Here is a 16,463-nt window from a genome sequence, read left to right as displayed (position 1 = left end):
ACGCGTGCTAGCGTCGATGCATGTTCGCCGTTCGAATTCTCGTACTTCTTGGGCGCGTCGTCGCCTGAGTTCGACCTTCTCGAACGACGACGCGCTCACCCTCGCAGCGCCCGGAGTACCGGGCGGCGGGGGTTTTTTCATGTCCAGCTCCGAGTCCAGCCCATGTCCGGCATCTGATCGACACGATCTCCAGCGAGGCAGACCCAGATGACCACCGTCCCCGCCAAGCCCGGCTCGCCCGGCCCGAAGCCGGGCCCGCCGCCCGGCCGGTCCGCGGCCTCCGGCACGTCCCGCAGCGCGGCCCCGGCACCCGGTGAGACCACCGTGCCCGGCCCGCGCGTCGTGGACGAGCCCATGACCGGCGCCCAGTCCCTGGTGCGTTCGCTCGAGGAGATCGGCTGCGAGGTCGTCTTCGGGCTGCCCGGCGGGACGATCCTGCCCGCGTACGACCCGCTCCTGGACTCGACGAAGGTGCGTCACATCCTCGTCCGCCACGAGCAGGGCGCCGGACACGCGGCGACCGGCTACGCGCAGGCCACCGGCCGGGTCGGGGTCTGCATGGCGACGTCCGGGCCGGGGGCCACGAACCTGGTCACCCCGATCGCGGACGCCCACATGGACTCGGTGCCGCTGGTGGCCATCACGGGTCAGCAGACCCGGCCGCTGATCGGCACCGACGCCTTCCAGGAGGCCGACATCACCGGCATCACCATGCCGGTGACCAAGCACAACATGCTGGTGACCGACGCGACGGAGATCCCGCGCGCGATCGCCGAGGCCTTCCACCTGGCGTCCACCGGCCGGCCCGGCCCGGTCCTGGTGGACATCCCGAAGGACGTGCTGCAGGAGCAGACCACGTTCTCCTGGCCCCCGGAGCTGCAGCTGCCCGGCTACCGGCCGACGACCCGGCCGCACGGCAAGCAGATCCGCGAGGCCGCCCGGCTCATCCGCGAGTCGGCCAAGCCGGTGCTCTACGTCGGCGGCGGTGTCCTCAAGGCGGAGGCCGCCGAGGAGCTCAGGGAGCTGGCCGAGCTGACCGGGGCGCCCGTCGTCACCACCCTGATGGCGCGCGGTGTGTTCCCCGACAGCCACCCGCTGCACCTGGGCATGCCCGGGATGCACGGCACCGTCGCCGCGGTCGCGGCGATGCAGCGGTCCGACCTGCTGGTCGCGCTCGGCTCCCGGTTCGACGACCGGGTCACCGGCAAGCTGGAGAGCTTCGCCCCCGGGGCGAAGATCATCCACGCCGACATCGACCCGGCCGAGATCTCCAAGAACCGGCGCGCCGACGTGCCGATCGTCGGGGACTGCAAGGAGGTCCTGGCCGACCTGGTCGAGGCCGTCCGTGCGGACCGCGCCGAGCACGGTGAGCCGGACCTGTCGGCCTGGTGGAAGCAGGTCGGCGGGCTGCGCGACCGCTACCCGCTCGGCTACGACGAGCCGACCGACGGGGCGCTCTCGCCGCAGTACGTGATCGAGCGGATCGGCGCGATCGCCGGGCCGGACGCGATCTACACCGCGGGCGTCGGCCAGCACCAGATGTGGGCCGCGCAGTTCGTCAAGTACGAGAAGCCGCGGACCTGGCTGAACTCCGGCGGGCTCGGGACCATGGGCTACGCGGTCCCGGCCGCGATGGGCGCCAAGGTCGGCGAGCCGGACGCCGTCGTCTGGTGCATCGACGGCGACGGCTGCTTCCAGATGACCAACCAGGAGCTCGCCACCTGCGCGATCGAGGGCATCCCGATCAAGGTCGCCGTCATCAACAACGGCAACCTCGGCATGGTCCGCCAGTGGCAGAACCTGTTCTACGGCGAGCGGTACTCCAACACCGACCTCAACACCCACAAGCTGCGCATCCCGGACTTCCCGATGCTCGCGCAGGCGATGGGCTGCGAGGGGCTGCGGGTCGAGTCCAAGGAGGACGTCGACCGGGTCATCCACCAGGCCATGGAGATCAACGACCGGCCGGTCGTCGTGGAGTTCGTCGTCGGTGCCGACGCCCAGGTGTGGCCGATGGTCGCCGCGGGCACGAGCAACGACGAGATCAACGTCCGGCGCGACATCCGGCCGGAGTTCGAGCACGACGAGCTGGCCGCGTCGGTCGACGCGGTCGCCGACGTCACCGAGCAGGCCCTGGAGGGCGAGAAGTGAGCGAGCTCCACACCCTCTCGGTCCTGGTCGAGGACAAGCCGGGTGTCCTGGCCCGGGTCTCCGGGCTGTTCTCGCGGCGCGGGTTCAACATCAACTCGCTCGCGGTCGGCCCGACCGAGCACCCCGACGTCTCCCGCATGACGATCGTCGTCGAGGTGGACGAGCTCCCGATGGAGCAGGTCACCAAGCAGCTCAACAAGCTGGTGCACGTCATCAAGATCGTCGAGCTGGAGCCGGACGCCTCGGTGCAGCGCGAGCTGCTGCTGGTCAAGGTCCGGGCCGACGCCACGGTGCGCAGCCAGGTCGTCGAGACCGTGCAGCTGTTCCGCGCCAAGGTCGTCGACGTCTCCCCGGAGGCGGTCACGGTCGAGGCCACCGGGTCGGCCGACAAGCTCAACGCGCTCCTGCGCATGCTGGAGCCCTACGGGATCCGCGAGATGGTGAAGTCCGGGATGGTGGCCGTCGGCCGCGGCCCCCGGTCCATCACCGCCGCGGCCGTCCGCTAGACAGTCGTCGCTACACAACCTCCGAGAGGAACCGTCCCAGAGCCATGAGTGTCAACATCTACTACGACGCCGACGCCGACCTGCCGATCATCCAGGGCCGCAAGGTCGCCGTGATCGGCTACGGCTCCCAGGGGCACGCGCACTCGCTGTCCCTGCGTGACTCCGGGGTCGAGGTGAAGATCGGTCTGCCCGAGGGCTCCAAGTCCCGGCAGAAGGCCGCCGACGAGGGCCTCGAGGTCGGCACGCCGGCCGAGGTCTCCGCCTGGGCCGACGTGATCATGGTCCTGGCGCCCGACACCAAGCAGCGCTTCATTTACACCCAGGACATCGAGCCGAACCTGAAGGACGGCGACGCGCTGTTCTTCGGCCACGGCTTCAACATCCGCTTCGAGCTGATCAAGCCCCCGGCGAACGTCGACGTGGCCATGGTCGCGCCGAAGGGCCCGGGCCACCTGGTCCGCCGCCAGTTCGTCGACGGCAAGGGCGTCCCCGCCCTGATCGCCGTCGAGCAGGACGCCTCGGGCAACGCCAAGGCGCTCGCGCTCTCCTACGCGGCCGGGATCGGCGGCGCCCGCGCGGGCGTCATCGAGACCACCTTCAAGGAGGAGACCGAGACCGACCTGTTCGGTGAGCAGGCCGTCCTCTGCGGCGGTGCCGCCGCGCTGGTCCAGACCGGCTTCGAGGTGCTGACCGAGGCGGGCTACGCCCCGGAGATCGCCTACTTCGAGTGCCTGCACGAGCTCAAGCTGATCGTCGACCTCATGTACGAGGGCGGCATCGCCAACGAGCGCTTCTCCATCTCCGACACCGCCGAGTACGGCGACCTCACCCGCGGCCCGCGCGTCATCACGCCCGCGGTCAAGGCCGAGATGCAGAAGATCCTGGGCGAGATCCAGGACGGCACCTTCGCCCGCGAGTGGGTGGCCGAGGACGAGGCCGGCCGCGGCAACTACACCAAGCTGCAGCAGCAGGGCGCCGAGCACCCGATCGAGCAGGTCGGCGAGAAGCTCCGCGGCCTGATGAGCTGGGTCGGCGAGAAGGCCAAGTGATCCACTGCCGGATGCGTCCGGCAGGATGAATCTCGCGGGCCCCAGACGGCCCGCGGATGCCCGGGCCCGGACGCACCCATCCGGACCAGGCGACGTGGAACCCCCGTACCGGCGACACCGGGCGGGGGTTCCGCGCGTTCAGGGGCTGTCGGCGAGCAGCCGGTCGAGGACAGAGAGCAGGTCGGGGAGCCGGTTCGTCGCGGCGTCCCACACGATCTCGTCGTCGACCACGGCGTAGCCGTGGATCAGGATGTTGCGGAACGACACGAGCCTGGGCAGGTCGGAACGTGGAGAGCGAGTTCCGGGTCCGCCCGCGAGAGCCGGTTGAGCGCCTCGCCCACGATCTCGAACTGGCGCTCCACCGCTGAACGGAGCAACACGTCCGACAGGTAGTCGTCGAGACTCCGGTCGGCGACGAACCGTTCGACGAGACCCGCGGCACGTCGCGCGTCCCAGAGGAACGCGCGCGGGTCACGCGGCGTAGAGGGCGACACGCTGCTCGTCGATCGACCGTCGGAGGTACGGGTTGACGACGGCGTCGTCCACGACGAGGTCGACCGTTCGGCCGAGCAGCCGTTCGAGCTCTTCCTTGAGCTCGAAGTAGAGGCCGAAGCGGTCGGTGGCCCGTGGACCGAGGTCGACGAGGACGTCGACGTCACTGCGGTCGGGGTCGAAGCCCGGGCCGGCAGCGGACCCGAACAGCTCCAGGCTGCGGATGCCGAGCCGGCGGCACAGAGCCTCGATCTCGGACCGGACGCGTTCGATCGACGGATGCACGGCCACCCCCTCGTGCACAGTGTGCACCCGGGCCGACGGTCGCGGGGCGGCGACAGCCACCCCGCTGTCCCGCAGAGTGACGGGGTGCCCACGTGCAGTTCCGTCCGGAGCCGCCCAAGTCGTGGTGCGCGCATCGCCGCCGGACCGTCGCGCCGTCCTAGGATGAGCCGAGGCCAGGCCCGTCCGACCCGGGAGCATCCGCACACCGTGAGCACCGCAGCCACCGACCACCGTCCCGTCGTCCTGCTCGCGGAGACGCTCGCGCCCTCCGCCGTCGAGCTGCTCGGGGACGGCGTCGAGATCCGCCACGTCGACGGCACCGACCGCCCCGCCCTGCTGGCGGCGCTCGCTGACGCCGACGCGCTGCTGGTCCGGTCCGCCACCCGGGTCGACGCCGAGGCGCTGGCCGCGGCCGGCCGCCTCAAGGTCGTCGCACGCGCCGGGGTCGGCCTGGACAACGTCGACGTCCCCGCCGCCACCGCGCGCGGGGTGATGGTCGTCAACGCCCCGACCTCGAACATCGTCTCCGCCGCCGAGCACGCCATCGCGCTGCTGCTCGCGACCGCGCGCCACATCCCGCCGGCGGACGCCGCGCTGCGCTCCGGGGCGTGGAAGCGCTCGTCCTACGGCGGCGTCGAGCTCAACGGCAAGACCGTCGGCATCGTCGGGCTCGGCAAGATCGGGCAGCTCGTCGCGCAGCGCCTCGCCGCGTTCGGCATGACGCTGGTCGCCTACGACCCCTACATCGCGCCGTCGCGGGCCGCGCAGCTCGGCATCGAGCTGATGAGCCTCGACGACCTGCTCCGCACCGCGGACATGATCACCGTGCACCTGCCGAAGACCCCGGAAACCCTCGGGCTGATCGGCAAGGACCAGCTCGCGCTGACCAGGCCGGGGGTGCTCGTCGTCAACGCCGCCCGCGGTGGCCTGATCGACGAGGACGCCCTGGCCGAGGCGGTCCGCTCCGGGCACGTCGGCGGCGCCGGGATCGACGTCTACGTCACCGAGCCGACCACGTCGAGCCCGCTGTTCGAGCTGGAGAACGTCGTCGTCACCCCGCACCTGGGCGCCTCCACCGCCGAGGCGCAGGACCGGGCCGGCACCGATGTGGCCCGCTCGGTGCAGCTGGCCCTGGCCGGGGAGTTCGTACCGGACGCGGTCAACGTGCAGATCCACGGCGCCGTCGGCGAGGAGGTCCGGCCCTGGCTGCCGCTGGTGCAGAAGCTCGGCACCACCCTGCACGCCGTCGCCGGGCGCACCCCGACCTCGGTCACCGTCGACGTCGCGGGCGAGCTGGCCACCGAGGACGTCCAGGTCCTCGGCCTGGCCGCGCTGCGCGGGGTGTTCACCCACGTCGTCGAGGACCAGGTGACGTTCGTGAACGTGCCGCAGCTCGCCGAGGAGCGCGGGGTCACCGTGGAGATCACCACCAGCCCGGAGAGCGCCAACCACCGCAGCGTCGTGCAGCTGCGCGGCGCCATGCCCGACGGCGAGAAGGTCACCGTCTCCGGCACCCTGACGGGCCGCGCCGAGGTCGAGAAGCTCGTCGAGATCAACGGACGGCACTTCGACCTGCGCGCCGAGGGCGAGGTCGTGCTGCTGGAGTACGCCGACCGGCCCGGCGTGATGGGCCGGGTCGGGTCGCTGCTGGGGGAGGCCGCGGTCAACATCGAGGCCGCCCAGATCTCGCAGACCACCGACGGCACCGACGCCGTCATGCTGCTGCGGGTGGACCGCCAGATCGACCCGGCGGTGCTGGAGCCGATCGGCGCCTCGGTCGGCGCCCGGACGATCCGGCTCATCTCCTTCGACGACTGAGCGACCGGGCCCCGTCCCGCACTGCGGGAAACGGCTGCGCGGACCCGGTCGGTCGTGGGATCGTGTCTGCTCGCCACGAGCGGAGGGGGACCCGGTGAGCTGGCTGCGGGCACTGGTACTGGCGGGCACGGCGGTCGGTGTGGGGTGCCTGGTGCTGCTCGGCGTCGGCTTCGTCACCGGGCTGTCGCTGACGGTGCCCTACGTCGTGTCGGTGATGGCGATCGTGACCGGGCCGCCGTCGGCGACGATGACGATCGGCCCCGGCATGCTCGTGGTCCTCGCCGCGCTCGTCGCGATGATCGAGGCCCCTGGCCGGGTGCGGGCCCGCCGAGCGCTGCCGCGCGCCGGGCACTGAGCCCGGGGCGGCCGTGCCGCGGCCGCCGGGTCAGCCGCGCGGCGCCCAGCCCAGCGCCGGTCCGAGCGCGCCGGCGATGTCGGTGACGATCTGGACGTAGTCGTCGTGCGGGAAGCCGAACGGCAGCGCGAACACCGCCTCGTCGACCTCGCGGAACCCGGCGTCGGCCCACAGCCGCTCGGCGATCTCGGCGGAGGTGCCGACCAGGTCGCGGGCGAACAGCAGCCCGGCCGGGCCCTGCGGGACGCCGACCCGGGCGTCGCGCTCGCGGGCGTAGGCGGCGTAGCGCTCGCGCTGGGCGGGCGTCGCCGAGTCGGTCGGGACGACGACCAGGCCCTGCGACACGCGCCCGGCGGGGTTCGCCTCGCGGTACGCCCGGATCTGCCGGGACTGGATCGCGGCGAAGTCGGTCTCCCCGCCGGAGCGCACCACGTTGCTCGTCAGCAGGTTCAGGCCCTGCCCCGCGGCCCAGACGGCGGAGGAGTCGCTGCCCGCGCCGTACCACATCCGCCCGGCCAGACCGGGGGAGTGCGGCTGCACCCGCTCGGAGAACGACTCGATCCCGACCGTCCCGGAGAAGGTGCTCGCCCGCTCCCCGCGCACCAGGCGCAGCAGCCGCGACACCCGCTCGCGGCCGAAGTCCTCGACGTCGGCGGTGTCCGGGTAGAGCGCGTCCCGCACGTGCTCCCACTGCATCGGCGGCCCGACAGAGACGCCCGGGTTCAGCCGGCCGCCGGAGAGCACGTCGACCGTCGCGAGGTCCTCGGCGAGGCGCAGCGGGTTCTCCCAGCCCAGCGGGACCACGGCCGTCCCGAGCTCGATCCGCGAGGTCCGCTGGCTCGCCGCGGCGAGCACCGCGACCGGCGAGGAGATGCCGAACTGCAGGTGACGGTGCCGGACGAAGGCCGAGTCGAAGCCCAGACGCTCGCCGAGGGCGATCATCTCCAGGGTCGTCTCGTGGCCGGGGCGGGGGTCGTCGCCGTCGAAGGAACCGATGGTGAGGAAGCCGAGGCGACGCAGCGGGCGGTCGGGCGTGGGCACGTCCGGGGCAACGACGCCGTCGTCGCGCTTCTTCCCCACTACCATCCGGACGGGTGACGGCCGCGGCGGGCGTCCCACCCCTCGGAACGGGCCGGAGTCCCCGGAACGGCCGCGTGTCGCGGGTACTCCGACCGCGTGCGGCGCACGCGTCACCCGGACGGGACCACCCCACCGGGTGGCCGAACGATGACCCTGCGTCGGCAGGCGGTAGCGTGCGGCCAGCAGTACGACGAGAGGACGAGGTCATGCGCCTTGCGGTCATCCCCGGTGACGGCATCGGCCCGGAAGTGATCAACGAGGCACTCAAGGTCCTGGGCGAGGTCGCCCGCGACGTGGAGACGACCGAGTACGACCTCGGTGCCGCCCGCTGGCACTCCACGGGCGAGCTGCTCCCGGAGACGGTGCTGACCGAGATCAAGCAGCACGACGCGATCCTGCTGGGCGCGGTCGGCGACCCGTCGGTGCCCAGCGGCATCCTCGAGCGCGGCCTGCTCCTGCGTCTGCGCTTCGAGCTGGACCACCACGTGAACCTGCGCCCCGCGCGGCTCTACCCGGGGGTGCGCGGCCCGCTGGCCGGCAACCCGGAGATCGACCTGGTGGTCGTGCGCGAGGGGACCGAGGGTCCGTACGTCGGCACCGGCGGCCTGCTCCGCAAGGACACCCCGCACGAGATCGCGACCGAGGTCAGCCAGAACACGGCGTTCGGCATCGACCGCGTCGTGCGCGACGCGTTCGCCCGCGCCCAGCGTCGGCCGAAGAAGCACCTGACGCTGGTCCACAAGACCAACGTCCTGACCTTCGCCGGTGCGCTGTGGTCGCGGATCGTCGAGGAGGTGTCGCTGGAGTACCCCGAGGTGTCGGTGGCCTACCAGCACGTCGATTCGACCACGATCCACCTGGTCACCGACCCGGGCCGGTACGACGTGATCGTCACCGACAACCTGTTCGGCGACATCCTCACCGACCTGGCGGCGGCGGTCACCGGCGGCATCGGCCTGGCGGCCAGCGGCAACATCGACGCCAGCCGTACCAACCCGTCGATGTTCGAGCCGGTGCACGGCTCCGCTCCGGACATCGCGGGCCAGGGCATCGCCGACCCGACGGCCGCCGTGCTGTCGGTCGCGCTGCTGCTCGACCACATGGGCCAGCGTGACTCGGCCCGCCGCATCGAGGCCGCGGTCGCGTTCGACCTGGCCACTCGGGACCACGCGGCGACGGGCAACACCTCGTCGATCGGGGACCGGCTCGCCGCGCTCGTGTCGAGCCGCGAGGTCGCCACCAACTGACGCGGTACGGGTGGCCGCCGGAGCCCGGCGGCCACCCACCGGCTCAGATCTGGTTCGACGGCCCGGTCAGCAGGGACACCCCGGCGCCGGCGAAGTTCTCGAGGTCGGCGACGGCCGCCTGCCCCTCCTCGCCGCCCATGCCGGCCTGGAACGCGGCCGCGTCCGGGAACTCCAGCACGGCCACCAGGTGGTACGCCGGCTTCGCCCCGTCCGGACCCGGCGCGGGCCGGGAGACCGTGAACCGCGCCAGGCCGGGGATCTTCCGTGCCAGCGGCGCGTGCACCGTGTCGTAGTGCGTGTCGAACGCGGCGACGTCCTCGGGGTGGTTGTAGAGAGCGGTCAACTGGAACACGGGGTTCCCTCCTCGCGTCGCACGGCGCTCCGGTGCGCCGCGACTGCCTCCACCATGGTCCATCCGGCGCCCGCGTGCACCACCCCTCCGTACGGGGTCGATACGCTGGACCGACCATGAGTACTCCAGCCCAGGTCCGGGTGCGGTTCTCCCCGTCGCCCACCGGTACCCCGCACGTCGGCCTCATCCGCACCGCCCTGTTCAACTGGGCCCACGCCCGCCATCACGGCGGGGCCCTGGTGTTCCGGATCGAGGACACCGACGCCTCCCGCGACTCCGACGAGTCCTACCGGGCCCTGCTCGACGCGCTGGAGTGGCTCGGCCTCGACTGGGACGAGGGCGTCGAGAAGGGCGGCCCGCACGGGCCGTACCGGCAGAGCGAACGCGGCGAGGTCTACGCCGACGCCCTGCGCCGGCTGATCGACGCCGGCGAGGTCTACGAGTCGTTCTCCAGCGCCGAGGAGATCGAGGCCCGGCACCGCGCCGCGGGCCGCGACCCCAAGCTCGGCTACGACAACGCCGACCGCGACCTCACCGAGGACCAGCGCGCCGCGTTCCGGGCCGAGGGCCGCGCCCCGGTCTACCGGCTGCGCATGCCCGACCACGACATCACCTTCACCGACCTCGTCCGCGGCGAGATCACGTTCCGGGCCGGGCAGGTGCCCGACTTCGTGCTGGCCCGCGGCGACGGCACCCCGCTGTACCCGCTGACCAACCCGGTCGACGACGCGCTGATGGAGATCACGCACGTCCTGCGAGGGGAGGACCTGCTGGCCTCCACCCCGCGGCAGATCGCGCTGCTGGAGGCGCTGGCCCGGGTCGGCATCGGCCATGGCCCCTTCACCTACGCCCACCTCCCGCTGGTCACCGGTGAGGGCAACCGCAAGCTGTCCAAGCGGGACCCGCAGTCGAACCTGTTCCACTACCGCGACCGCGGGTTCGTGCCGGAGGGGCTGCTCAACTACCTCGCGCTGCTCGGCTGGTCGATCGCCGAGGACCGCGACGTGTTCTCCCTCGACGAGATGGTCGCCGCCTTCGACGTGTCCCGGGTGTCGAGCAACGCCGCCCGCTTCGACCTGAAGAAGGCCGAGGCGATCAACGCCGCGCACCTGCGCCTGCTCGCCCCCGACGACTTCGCCGCGCGCGTCGTGCCGTACCTCGCCGCCGAGGGGATCACCGACCCCGACCGCTCGGTGCTCGCCGCCGCCGCGCCGCTGGTGCAGGAGCGCAGCCAGGTGCTGTCCGACGCGGCCCGGATGCTGGCCTTCCTCTTCCGCGACGAGGACACCTTCACCCCCGACGACGACGCCGCCGCGAAGAACCTGGGCGCCGACGCGGCCCCGGTGCTGGAGGCCGCCGTCGCCGGGCTCACGGACCTGCCGGAGTGGTCGGCCGCCGCGATCGAGGAGTCGCTCAAGACCTCGCTCGTGGACGGTCTGGAGCTCAAGCCGCGGAAGGCGTTCGCCCCCGTCCGCGTCGCCATCAGCGGGCGCACGGTGTCCCCGCCGCTCTACGAGAGCATGGAGCTGCTGGGCCGCGAGCGGTCGCTCGCCCGCCTGGGGGCCGGTGTCAGACGCTCCCAGGGCATGGGTTAGAGTACCTACATCAACGGAGAGCGGGCCTCGCTCCGGAACGGGGCCCGCTTTTCGATGGGGTATGGTGTAATTGGCAGCACGACTGATTCTGGTTCAGTTAGTCTAGGTTCGAGTCCTGGTACCCCAGCGGAAATCACGAATTCTCCGGAATGATGATTTCTGACAATCGGCACGGTCTCGTCCAAGGTCCCGTCGTCTAGCGGCCTAGGACGCCGCCCTCTCAAGGCGGTAGCGCGGGTTCAAATCCCGTCGGGACTACCACGGACTCCCTCGCAGGGGGTCCGCAATCGAGATCGAGCCGAATGTCCTGGTCCCGTCGTCTAGCGGCCTAGGACGCCGCCCTCTCAAGGCGGTAGCGCGGGTTCAAATCCCGTCGGGACTACTCCACGAAGGCCCCGCTCCACGGAGCGGGGCCTTCGTCGTGCCCGGGTCAGGTCGCGCCGAGCAGCCCGGGGAGCCGGTCGGTCGTGGTGACCAGGGCCTGGGTGGGGAACACCGCGGACAGCAGGACGTCGTGGACGTCGGCCCGCGGGTCCGCGCAGGCGTCGCCGAGGACGACGACGCGGAAGTCCCGGTCCGCGGCCTCGCGCACCGTGGTGAGCACCACCCCGCTGGTCGACAGCCCGGCGAGCACCACGGTGGTGACGCCCGCCGCGCGCAGCCGCGCGTCGAGGTAGGTGGTGGAGAACGCCCCCACCCGCGACTTGCGGACCACGACGTCCCCGGGCTCCGGGGCGACCCGCTCGTCGAAGGCGGTGCCGGGGTGGTCGGGGTGCATCGACCCGGCGGGCCGCGCGGCGATCGCCCGGCCGAACAGGCTGTGTGCGGGGGCCGCGGCGACCTCCTCGTCGGTGAGGGCGACGCGCACGTGCCCCACCAGGGCGCCCGCGGCCCGGGCGGTGGCGACGGCGCGCGCGGCGGCGTCGACCGGCGCGGGGTGCCCGGTGCGCTCGGCCGCCGCGTCGACGATCGAGCGCTGGTAGTCCATGACGAGCACCACGGTGCGGGTGGGATCGAGCTGGTCGGTCACGAGGGTGCTCCTTCCGGTCCGGCGAGCCGGGCCAGTGAACGGTCGGCGAGGGTGAGCAGGACGAACAGCGTCGAGGCGACGAGCATCACCGCGGCGAGGACGGGCAGGCCGTCGCCCGCCGTACCGCCGCCGAAGGCGATCCCGCCCGCGGCCGAGGCGGCGATGGCGCCCAGGTAGAAGAACGTGCGCATCAGCCCGGCCGAGGACGCGACCCGCTCCGGGTCGGCCTGCCGGTAGACCGCGTTCTGCACGGCGAGGTTGTTCAGGCCCTGCGGCAGCCCGGCGAGCAGTGCGACGACGACGATGACCCAGACCGGGCTGGCGGGCCCGAGGGTGAACAGCAGTGCGGCGAGCAGCACCTGGGCCGCGCCGCCGACGAGCAGTTTGCCCCGGACCGCGCGCCGCCTGCCGGTCAGCGCGGTCACCCCGATCCCGGTGACGAAGATCGGCAGCAGGACCAGTCCGGCCGTCGCCGGGGTGAGCCCGCGGCCCTGCTCCAGCCACTGGGTGAAGCCGTACAGCACGCAGTAGGAGACGGTCGCGGTGAGCACCGCGCGGACGAAGGTCAGCAGCAGCGGCACGTTCCCGCCGAGCACCCGCAGGTCCAGGAACGGCTCGGGGGTCCGCAGCTCGCGCACCACCAGCCCCGCCCCGGCGGCGACAGCCACCACCGCGGGGGCGACCGCGCCGGCGTCGGGGTGCAGCAGGGCGAGCAGCAGCGCGACGACGGTGACCGCGAACAGCACGATCCCCGGCGGGTCGACCCGGCGCAGTGCGGCCCGCACGCCCCGCTGGGCGACCGGGGTGCGGGGGAGCCGCAGCGCACCGAGCGCCAGGCACAGCAGGGCCAGTGGGATGTTCACCACGAACACCGCCCGCCAGCCCGCGACCCCGAGGAGCAGCCCACCCAGGCTCGGCCCGACGACGGCGATCGTCGACGTCGCGATCGACAGCACCGTCAGCACGCCCTCCGGGCTGTCGGTGCCGGTGCGGTCGGCCTCGCCGCGGATCAGCGCCATCGCCGCCGGGTAGCCCGCGCAGGTCCCGAGCCCGATGACGACCCGCGCCGCGACCAGCCACCAGACGTCCGGGGCGAGCGCACCCAGGGCCCCGCCGACGCCGACCAGCACGGCGCCGGCCAGGTAGAGCGGGCGTGGCCCGTACAGGTCGACCAGGCGCCCGGTGACGGGCTGGCCGACCGCCGTCGCGAGGTAGAGGCCGGACACCAGCCAGGCGGTCTCGGTCGCGGGGGCGCCGAGGGCGAGCCCGATCGGCACCAGCGCGACCGCGATCAGCGACGAGTTCACCGGGTTCAGCACGGCCCCGCCGATCATGGGCACGAGCAGCCGGCGGTCGAACGTGGGCGGGCCGGTACGGCGGCTCCGGTGCAGCATCACGGCTCGGTCACCCGTTCCAGCAGCCGCATCGCCTCGTCGACGGTGCGCAGCTCGTCCCGGGAGAGCCGGTCGGCGAGCACCCCGGCGAGCCAGTCCTCCCCGGCGGACCGGGCGTCGGCGGTGAACCGGCGGCCGGGGTCGGTGACCGAGACGATCTGACGGCGCCCGTCGGAGGGGTCCGGGCGGCGCTCGACCAGGCCGCGCTCCTCCAGGGCGGCGATCGACATCGCGACCGACTGCGGGCGGACGCCCTCGGCGGCGGCGAGCGCGGCGGCGGTGCTGGGGCCGCCGCGGTCGAGGCGGCCGAGCAGCGCGGTCTGCGACGCCGTCAGCTGGTCGCGGTCGTAGTGCTCGCGCATGCGGCGGCGCAGCCGGCCGACGCCGATCCGGACCGCGCGGGCGGTGGTGGCGGCGGCGGTCCCCGTGCTCGGTTGCGGCATGCAACCCACGATATGTCGACAGTCCGGATTCATCAATCCGGACTGTCGATCTGTCGGCTGCCTCAGGTGCCCGGCGGGACCGGGTTCCCCTCCGGCGGGTTGGGCGTCGAGCTGTCCGGCGGAGGCGGCGTCGAGGACGACGAGGACGTCGAGCTCTGCGGCGGCGGGGCGGTCGTCGTCGTGGTCACGACCGGCGGCGGCACGGGGATCGGGGCGTCGGTCGTCGTCGGGACGGCCTCGGTGGTGCGTTCCCGGGTCCGCTCCGGCTGACGGACCGGCTGCTCCTCGACCGTCGTCGGGGGCGGGGCCTCGGTGGTCGTCGGCGTCGCGGGGAGGTTGGGGATCGCGTTGCCGATCGAGTGGTCCTGCGGCCAGAGGAACACCGTGCCCAGCACGGCCAGCGCCGCGACGACCCCGCCGGCGCCGATGAGCAGCGCGGGGGAGCGGCGGACGGGTGCGGGCCCGGGGGCGACGGTGGTCTCGCCGTCGTCGTAGCCGTCGTACCCGCCGTAGCCGTGCACGGCGGTCTGGTCGTAGCCCATCGGCGGCACGACGGGGAAGCGGTCGGTGGGCGGGTCGGCGCGGGCGCCCTCGAGGTAGGCGGTGCGGTCGCCGTCGAGCTGGGTCGTGCCGCCGGTCGGCATCCGGTCGGTGACCGGGTCCGGGTTCTCCCAGGGCAGCGGGCCGGGGTCGGGGGCCAGGGCGAGACCGCTGCTCGCCGACACCGCGCCGAACCCGCCCGAGCCGGTGCCGGGCACGGGGTCGGCCGGCCCGAGCGCGACGACGGCGCCCTTCGCGATGGTGTTCTTCGGATCCGCGTCGACCTGCACGGGACGCCCGAGCCCGGTGGAGACCAGCTCGGCGACCAGCGGGACCCGCGAGGACCCGCCCACGAGCAGCACCACCGACGGCCCGGACGCGGCCAGCCCGGCCGAGGCGATCGCGCGCTGCAGCGCCTCGACCGACTCCTCCAGCCGGGGCCGGATGCGCTCCTCGAAGTCGCTGCGGTGCAGGCGCACCGTCGTGCGGACCTCGCCGAGCCACACCGGGATCGAGACCTCGGTGTCGGCCGACAGGCCCTCCTTGGCCTCGCGGCAGTCGCGGCGCAGCCGGGCCATCGCGGACAGGACGTTCGGGTCGGTCTCGTCGAGCCCCTCGAAGGCGGCCGGGACGGCGTCGCGCACGTGGTCGACGACGGCCTGGTCGAAGTCGGCGCCACCGAGCTGCTCGACGCCCTCGGGCCTGCCGAGCAGCGTGAACCCGCCGCCCGCGGCCTCCTTGCGCACCACGGCGGCGTCGAAGGTCCCGCCGCCCAGGTCGTAGACGGCGACGGTCGCGCCGGGCTCGACCCGCTCGTTCGTCGCGTAGTGCAGCGCGGCGGCCTGCGGCTCGGTGAGGAAGGTGACGGTCAGGCCGCGCTCGGCCAGGGCCGCGGCGAACAGGTCGCACTTGTGCGTGCCCCAGGACGCCGGGTGGGTCACCGCGATGCGCTCGGGCGCGCCGCCCTCGGTGCGCGCGACGACGTCGACGACGTGCTCGGCCAGCAGCGCGGACAGCTGCTCGGGGGCGAAGGACTGCTCGCCCAGCGGGATCGGCGTGGGGTCGCCGATGCGCCGCTTGAACTCGCGGGCGACGCGGTCCGGCTCGGTCAGCGCGCGGCGCTCGGCGGCCTCGCCGAACAGCAGACCGCCGTCGGGCGCCACGTAGACCACGGACGGGATGTCGACCGAGTGGTCACCGAGCGTGACCATCTCGACGGTGCCGGAGCCGATGACCGCAGCCGCGGTGCGGGTGGTGCCGACGTCGATGCCCAGCAGGTAACCCATCGTCTCCCCGGTGTGCCGACCATGTCCGAAGGGTCCGGCCCGGTGCCGGACCTCCACACGGTAGTGGAGCCCGGAACCGTCACCTCAGTCGCGTCGGTACCGCAGGCAGGGGCCGATCAGGTGAGCCGGTGCTGCAGCGCGTCGGCCGCGGCGAGCAGGTCGGCGGCCCAGCGGACCCCCGGACGGCGCCCGATCCGGTCCACCGGCCCGGACACCGAGACGGCGGCGACGACCTGGCCCGCCGCGTCGCGCACCGGGGCCGACACCGACGCCACCCCGGCCTCGCGTTCGGCGACGCTCTGTGCCCAGCCGCGGCGGCGGACGTCGACGAGCACGCGCTCGGAGAAGCTCGCGTCGGCGAGGATGAGCCGCTGCGTGGCCGGGTCGCACCAGGCGGCGAGCACCTTCGCCCCGGAGCCCGCGGTCATCGGCAGCCGGGAGCCGACGGGCACGGTGTCCCGCAGGCCGGACGGCGGCTCGGCGTGTGCGATGCAGATCCGGTGGATCCCGTCGCGCCGGTAGAGCTGGACGCTCTCGCCGGTGATGTCGCGCAGCCGGGGCAGCACGGCGGCCGCGGCGTCGAGCAGCGGGTCCGGCCGTCCGCCCGCGAGCTGGCCGAGGGTCGGGCCGGGGTGCCAGCGCCCGTCCGGTGTGCGCAGCAGCATCCCGTGCGCCTCGAGCCCGACGGCGAGCCGGTGGGCCGTCGCCCGGGGCAGGCCGGTGCGCTCACAGAGCTCCGCCAGGCCGCACGGCCCCTCCGCCGTCGCCCGGAGAACCCCCACGGCCTTGTCGAGCACGCCGATCCCGCTAGACTGTCCCACGTTCCGATACTAACTTCCC

17 protein-coding genes and 3 tRNA genes are annotated in these 16,463 nt (G+C 73.3%); 10 read left to right on the top strand and 10 right to left on the bottom strand.

Annotated features, from left to right (window positions below):
- Nucleotides 1–207: 207 nt before the first annotated feature.
- From DMP17_RS40330 to ilvC, 3 genes are read left to right on the top strand one after another with little or no spacing between them, the layout of a single operon-like run.
- Nucleotides 208–2,151 (top strand): acetolactate synthase large subunit, encoded by a 1,944-nt coding sequence (locus DMP17_RS40330; protein ID WP_226350213.1) that lies wholly within the window; start codon nucleotides 208–210, stop codon nucleotides 2,149–2,151.
- Nucleotides 2,148–2,657 (top strand): acetolactate synthase small subunit, encoded by a 510-nt coding sequence (gene ilvN, locus DMP17_RS40325; RefSeq protein WP_062397155.1) that lies wholly within the window; start codon nucleotides 2,148–2,150, stop codon nucleotides 2,655–2,657. The genes DMP17_RS40330 and ilvN overlap by 4 nt, the downstream gene beginning before the upstream one ends.
- Before the next feature lie 44 nt (nucleotides 2,658–2,701).
- Nucleotides 2,702–3,706, top strand: coding sequence for a ketol-acid reductoisomerase (gene ilvC / locus DMP17_RS40320; protein WP_337832305.1), 1,005 nt, complete (start codon nucleotides 2,702–2,704; stop codon nucleotides 3,704–3,706).
- A 138-nt stretch (nucleotides 3,707–3,844) separates the two neighbouring features.
- Here the strand turns inward: ilvC and DMP17_RS40315 are convergent, their stop codons facing one another.
- From DMP17_RS40315 to DMP17_RS40305, 3 genes are read right to left on the bottom strand one after another with little or no spacing between them, the layout of a single operon-like run.
- Nucleotides 3,845–3,973, bottom strand: a complete 129-nt coding sequence (locus DMP17_RS40315; RefSeq protein ID WP_308016750.1) for a HepT-like ribonuclease domain-containing protein — start codon at nucleotides 3,971–3,973, stop codon at nucleotides 3,845–3,847.
- The gene (locus DMP17_RS40310) at nucleotides 3,952–4,200 is read right to left on the bottom strand and encodes a HepT-like ribonuclease domain-containing protein (RefSeq protein WP_337832304.1); all 249 of its coding nucleotides are present in this window, start codon (nucleotides 4,198–4,200) and stop codon (nucleotides 3,952–3,954) included. Before DMP17_RS40310 ends, DMP17_RS40315 begins: the two co-directional genes overlap by 22 nt.
- Nucleotides 4,178–4,510, bottom strand: coding sequence for a nucleotidyltransferase family protein (locus tag DMP17_RS40305; protein WP_337832303.1), 333 nt, complete (start codon nucleotides 4,508–4,510; stop codon nucleotides 4,178–4,180). Before DMP17_RS40305 ends, DMP17_RS40310 begins: the two co-directional genes overlap by 23 nt.
- A 180-nt stretch (nucleotides 4,511–4,690) precedes the next feature.
- Here DMP17_RS40305 and serA point away from each other — a divergent pair, with 180 nt between their 5' ends.
- A complete protein-coding gene (serA, locus tag DMP17_RS40300) occupies nucleotides 4,691–6,301 on the top strand; it encodes a phosphoglycerate dehydrogenase (protein ID WP_226350216.1) in 1,611 nt (536 codons plus the stop codon).
- A gap of 94 nt (nucleotides 6,302–6,395) precedes the next feature.
- On the top strand, nucleotides 6,396–6,656 hold the full coding sequence (locus DMP17_RS40295; protein WP_226350217.1) for a hypothetical protein: 261 nt from the start codon (nucleotides 6,396–6,398) through the stop codon (nucleotides 6,654–6,656).
- 30 nt (nucleotides 6,657–6,686) lie between these two features.
- Here DMP17_RS40295 and DMP17_RS40290 read toward each other — a convergent pair whose 3' ends face one another.
- The gene (locus DMP17_RS40290) at nucleotides 6,687–7,697 is read right to left on the bottom strand and encodes an LLM class flavin-dependent oxidoreductase (RefSeq protein ID WP_226350635.1); all 1,011 of its coding nucleotides are present in this window, start codon (nucleotides 7,695–7,697) and stop codon (nucleotides 6,687–6,689) included.
- A 245-nt stretch (nucleotides 7,698–7,942) separates the two neighbouring features.
- Here DMP17_RS40290 and DMP17_RS40285 point away from each other — a divergent pair, with 245 nt between their 5' ends.
- Nucleotides 7,943–8,983 carry a 3-isopropylmalate dehydrogenase gene (locus DMP17_RS40285; RefSeq protein ID WP_062397147.1) on the top strand — a complete coding sequence of 347 codons (1,041 nt, stop codon included), beginning with the start codon at nucleotides 7,943–7,945 and terminating at the stop codon, nucleotides 8,981–8,983.
- 43 nt (nucleotides 8,984–9,026) lie between these two features.
- On the opposite strand, the gene DMP17_RS40280 is transcribed toward DMP17_RS40285, so the two are convergent.
- Nucleotides 9,027–9,335, bottom strand: a complete 309-nt coding sequence (locus tag DMP17_RS40280; protein ID WP_226350218.1) for an EthD family reductase — start codon at nucleotides 9,333–9,335, stop codon at nucleotides 9,027–9,029.
- Between the two features lie 116 nt (nucleotides 9,336–9,451).
- On the opposite strand from DMP17_RS40280, the gene gltX reads away from it, so the two are divergent.
- The 4 genes from gltX (at nucleotide 9,452) to DMP17_RS40260 (ending at nucleotide 11,312) form a co-directional block, all read left to right on the top strand.
- Nucleotides 9,452–10,930, top strand: a complete 1,479-nt coding sequence (gene gltX / locus DMP17_RS40275) for a glutamate--tRNA ligase (protein WP_226350219.1) — start codon at nucleotides 9,452–9,454, stop codon at nucleotides 10,928–10,930.
- Nucleotides 10,931–10,985: 55 nt separating this feature from the next.
- Nucleotides 10,986–11,057 (top strand) — tRNA-Gln (locus tag DMP17_RS40270).
- 58 nt (nucleotides 11,058–11,115) lie between these two features.
- Nucleotides 11,116–11,191, top strand: a tRNA-Glu gene (locus tag DMP17_RS40265).
- A 48-nt stretch (nucleotides 11,192–11,239) separates the two neighbouring features.
- A tRNA-Glu gene (locus DMP17_RS40260) sits at nucleotides 11,240–11,312 on the top strand.
- Nucleotides 11,313–11,360: 48 nt separating this feature from the next.
- Here DMP17_RS40260 and DMP17_RS40255 read toward each other — a convergent pair.
- From DMP17_RS40255 to DMP17_RS40235, 5 genes are all read right to left on the bottom strand, one after another.
- A complete protein-coding gene (locus DMP17_RS40255) occupies nucleotides 11,361–11,960 on the bottom strand; it encodes a cysteine hydrolase (protein ID WP_337832302.1) in 600 nt (199 codons plus the stop codon).
- Nucleotides 11,957–13,354 (bottom strand): MFS transporter, encoded by a 1,398-nt coding sequence (locus tag DMP17_RS40250; RefSeq protein WP_337832797.1) that lies wholly within the window; start codon nucleotides 13,352–13,354, stop codon nucleotides 11,957–11,959. Before DMP17_RS40250 ends, DMP17_RS40255 begins: the two co-directional genes overlap by 4 nt.
- Nucleotides 13,354–13,797: a MarR family winged helix-turn-helix transcriptional regulator gene (locus DMP17_RS40245; protein WP_337832301.1), complete on the bottom strand. Its 444-nt coding sequence runs from the start codon at nucleotides 13,795–13,797 to the stop codon at nucleotides 13,354–13,356. Before DMP17_RS40245 ends, DMP17_RS40250 begins: the two co-directional genes overlap by 1 nt.
- A gap of 62 nt (nucleotides 13,798–13,859) precedes the next feature.
- Complete coding sequence (locus tag DMP17_RS40240; RefSeq protein WP_337832300.1) at nucleotides 13,860–15,623, bottom strand: Hsp70 family protein; 1,764 nt, start codon at nucleotides 15,621–15,623, stop codon at nucleotides 13,860–13,862.
- Nucleotides 15,624–15,739: 116 nt separating this feature from the next.
- Entirely contained in the window at nucleotides 15,740–16,444 is a 705-nt protein-coding gene (locus DMP17_RS40235) for an IclR family transcriptional regulator (protein ID WP_226350224.1), read from the bottom strand.
- Nucleotides 16,445–16,463: the final 19 nt, after the last annotated feature.

The organism is Pseudonocardia sp. TMWB2A (assembly GCF_017312135.1).
The sequence above is the reverse complement of the archived record's forward strand: the minus strand, read 5'-3'. Positions and strand labels throughout refer to the sequence as shown.

What these genes read in the sequence shown, in the direction of transcription:
- DMP17_RS40330 (WP_226350213.1), top strand. Translation starts at nt 208, where the DNA reads ATGACCACCGTCCCCGCCAAGCCCGGCTCGCCCGGCCCGAAGCCGGGC.
- ilvC (WP_337832305.1), top strand. Translation starts at nt 2,702, where the DNA reads ATGAGTGTCAACATCTACTACGACGCCGACGCCGACCTGCCGATCATC.
- DMP17_RS40285 (WP_062397147.1), top strand. Translation starts at nt 7,943, where the DNA reads ATGCGCCTTGCGGTCATCCCCGGTGACGGCATCGGCCCGGAAGTGATC.
- gltX (WP_226350219.1), top strand. Translation starts at nt 9,452, where the DNA reads ATGAGTACTCCAGCCCAGGTCCGGGTGCGGTTCTCCCCGTCGCCCACC.
- DMP17_RS40250 (WP_337832797.1), bottom strand. Translation starts at nt 13,354, where the DNA reads ATGCTGCACCGGAGCCGCCGTACCGGCCCGCCCACGTTCGACCGCCGG.
- DMP17_RS40245 (WP_337832301.1), bottom strand. Translation starts at nt 13,797, where the DNA reads ATGCCGCAACCGAGCACGGGGACCGCCGCCGCCACCACCGCCCGCGCG.
- DMP17_RS40240 (WP_337832300.1), bottom strand. Translation starts at nt 15,623, where the DNA reads ATGGGTTACCTGCTGGGCATCGACGTCGGCACCACCCGCACCGCGGCT.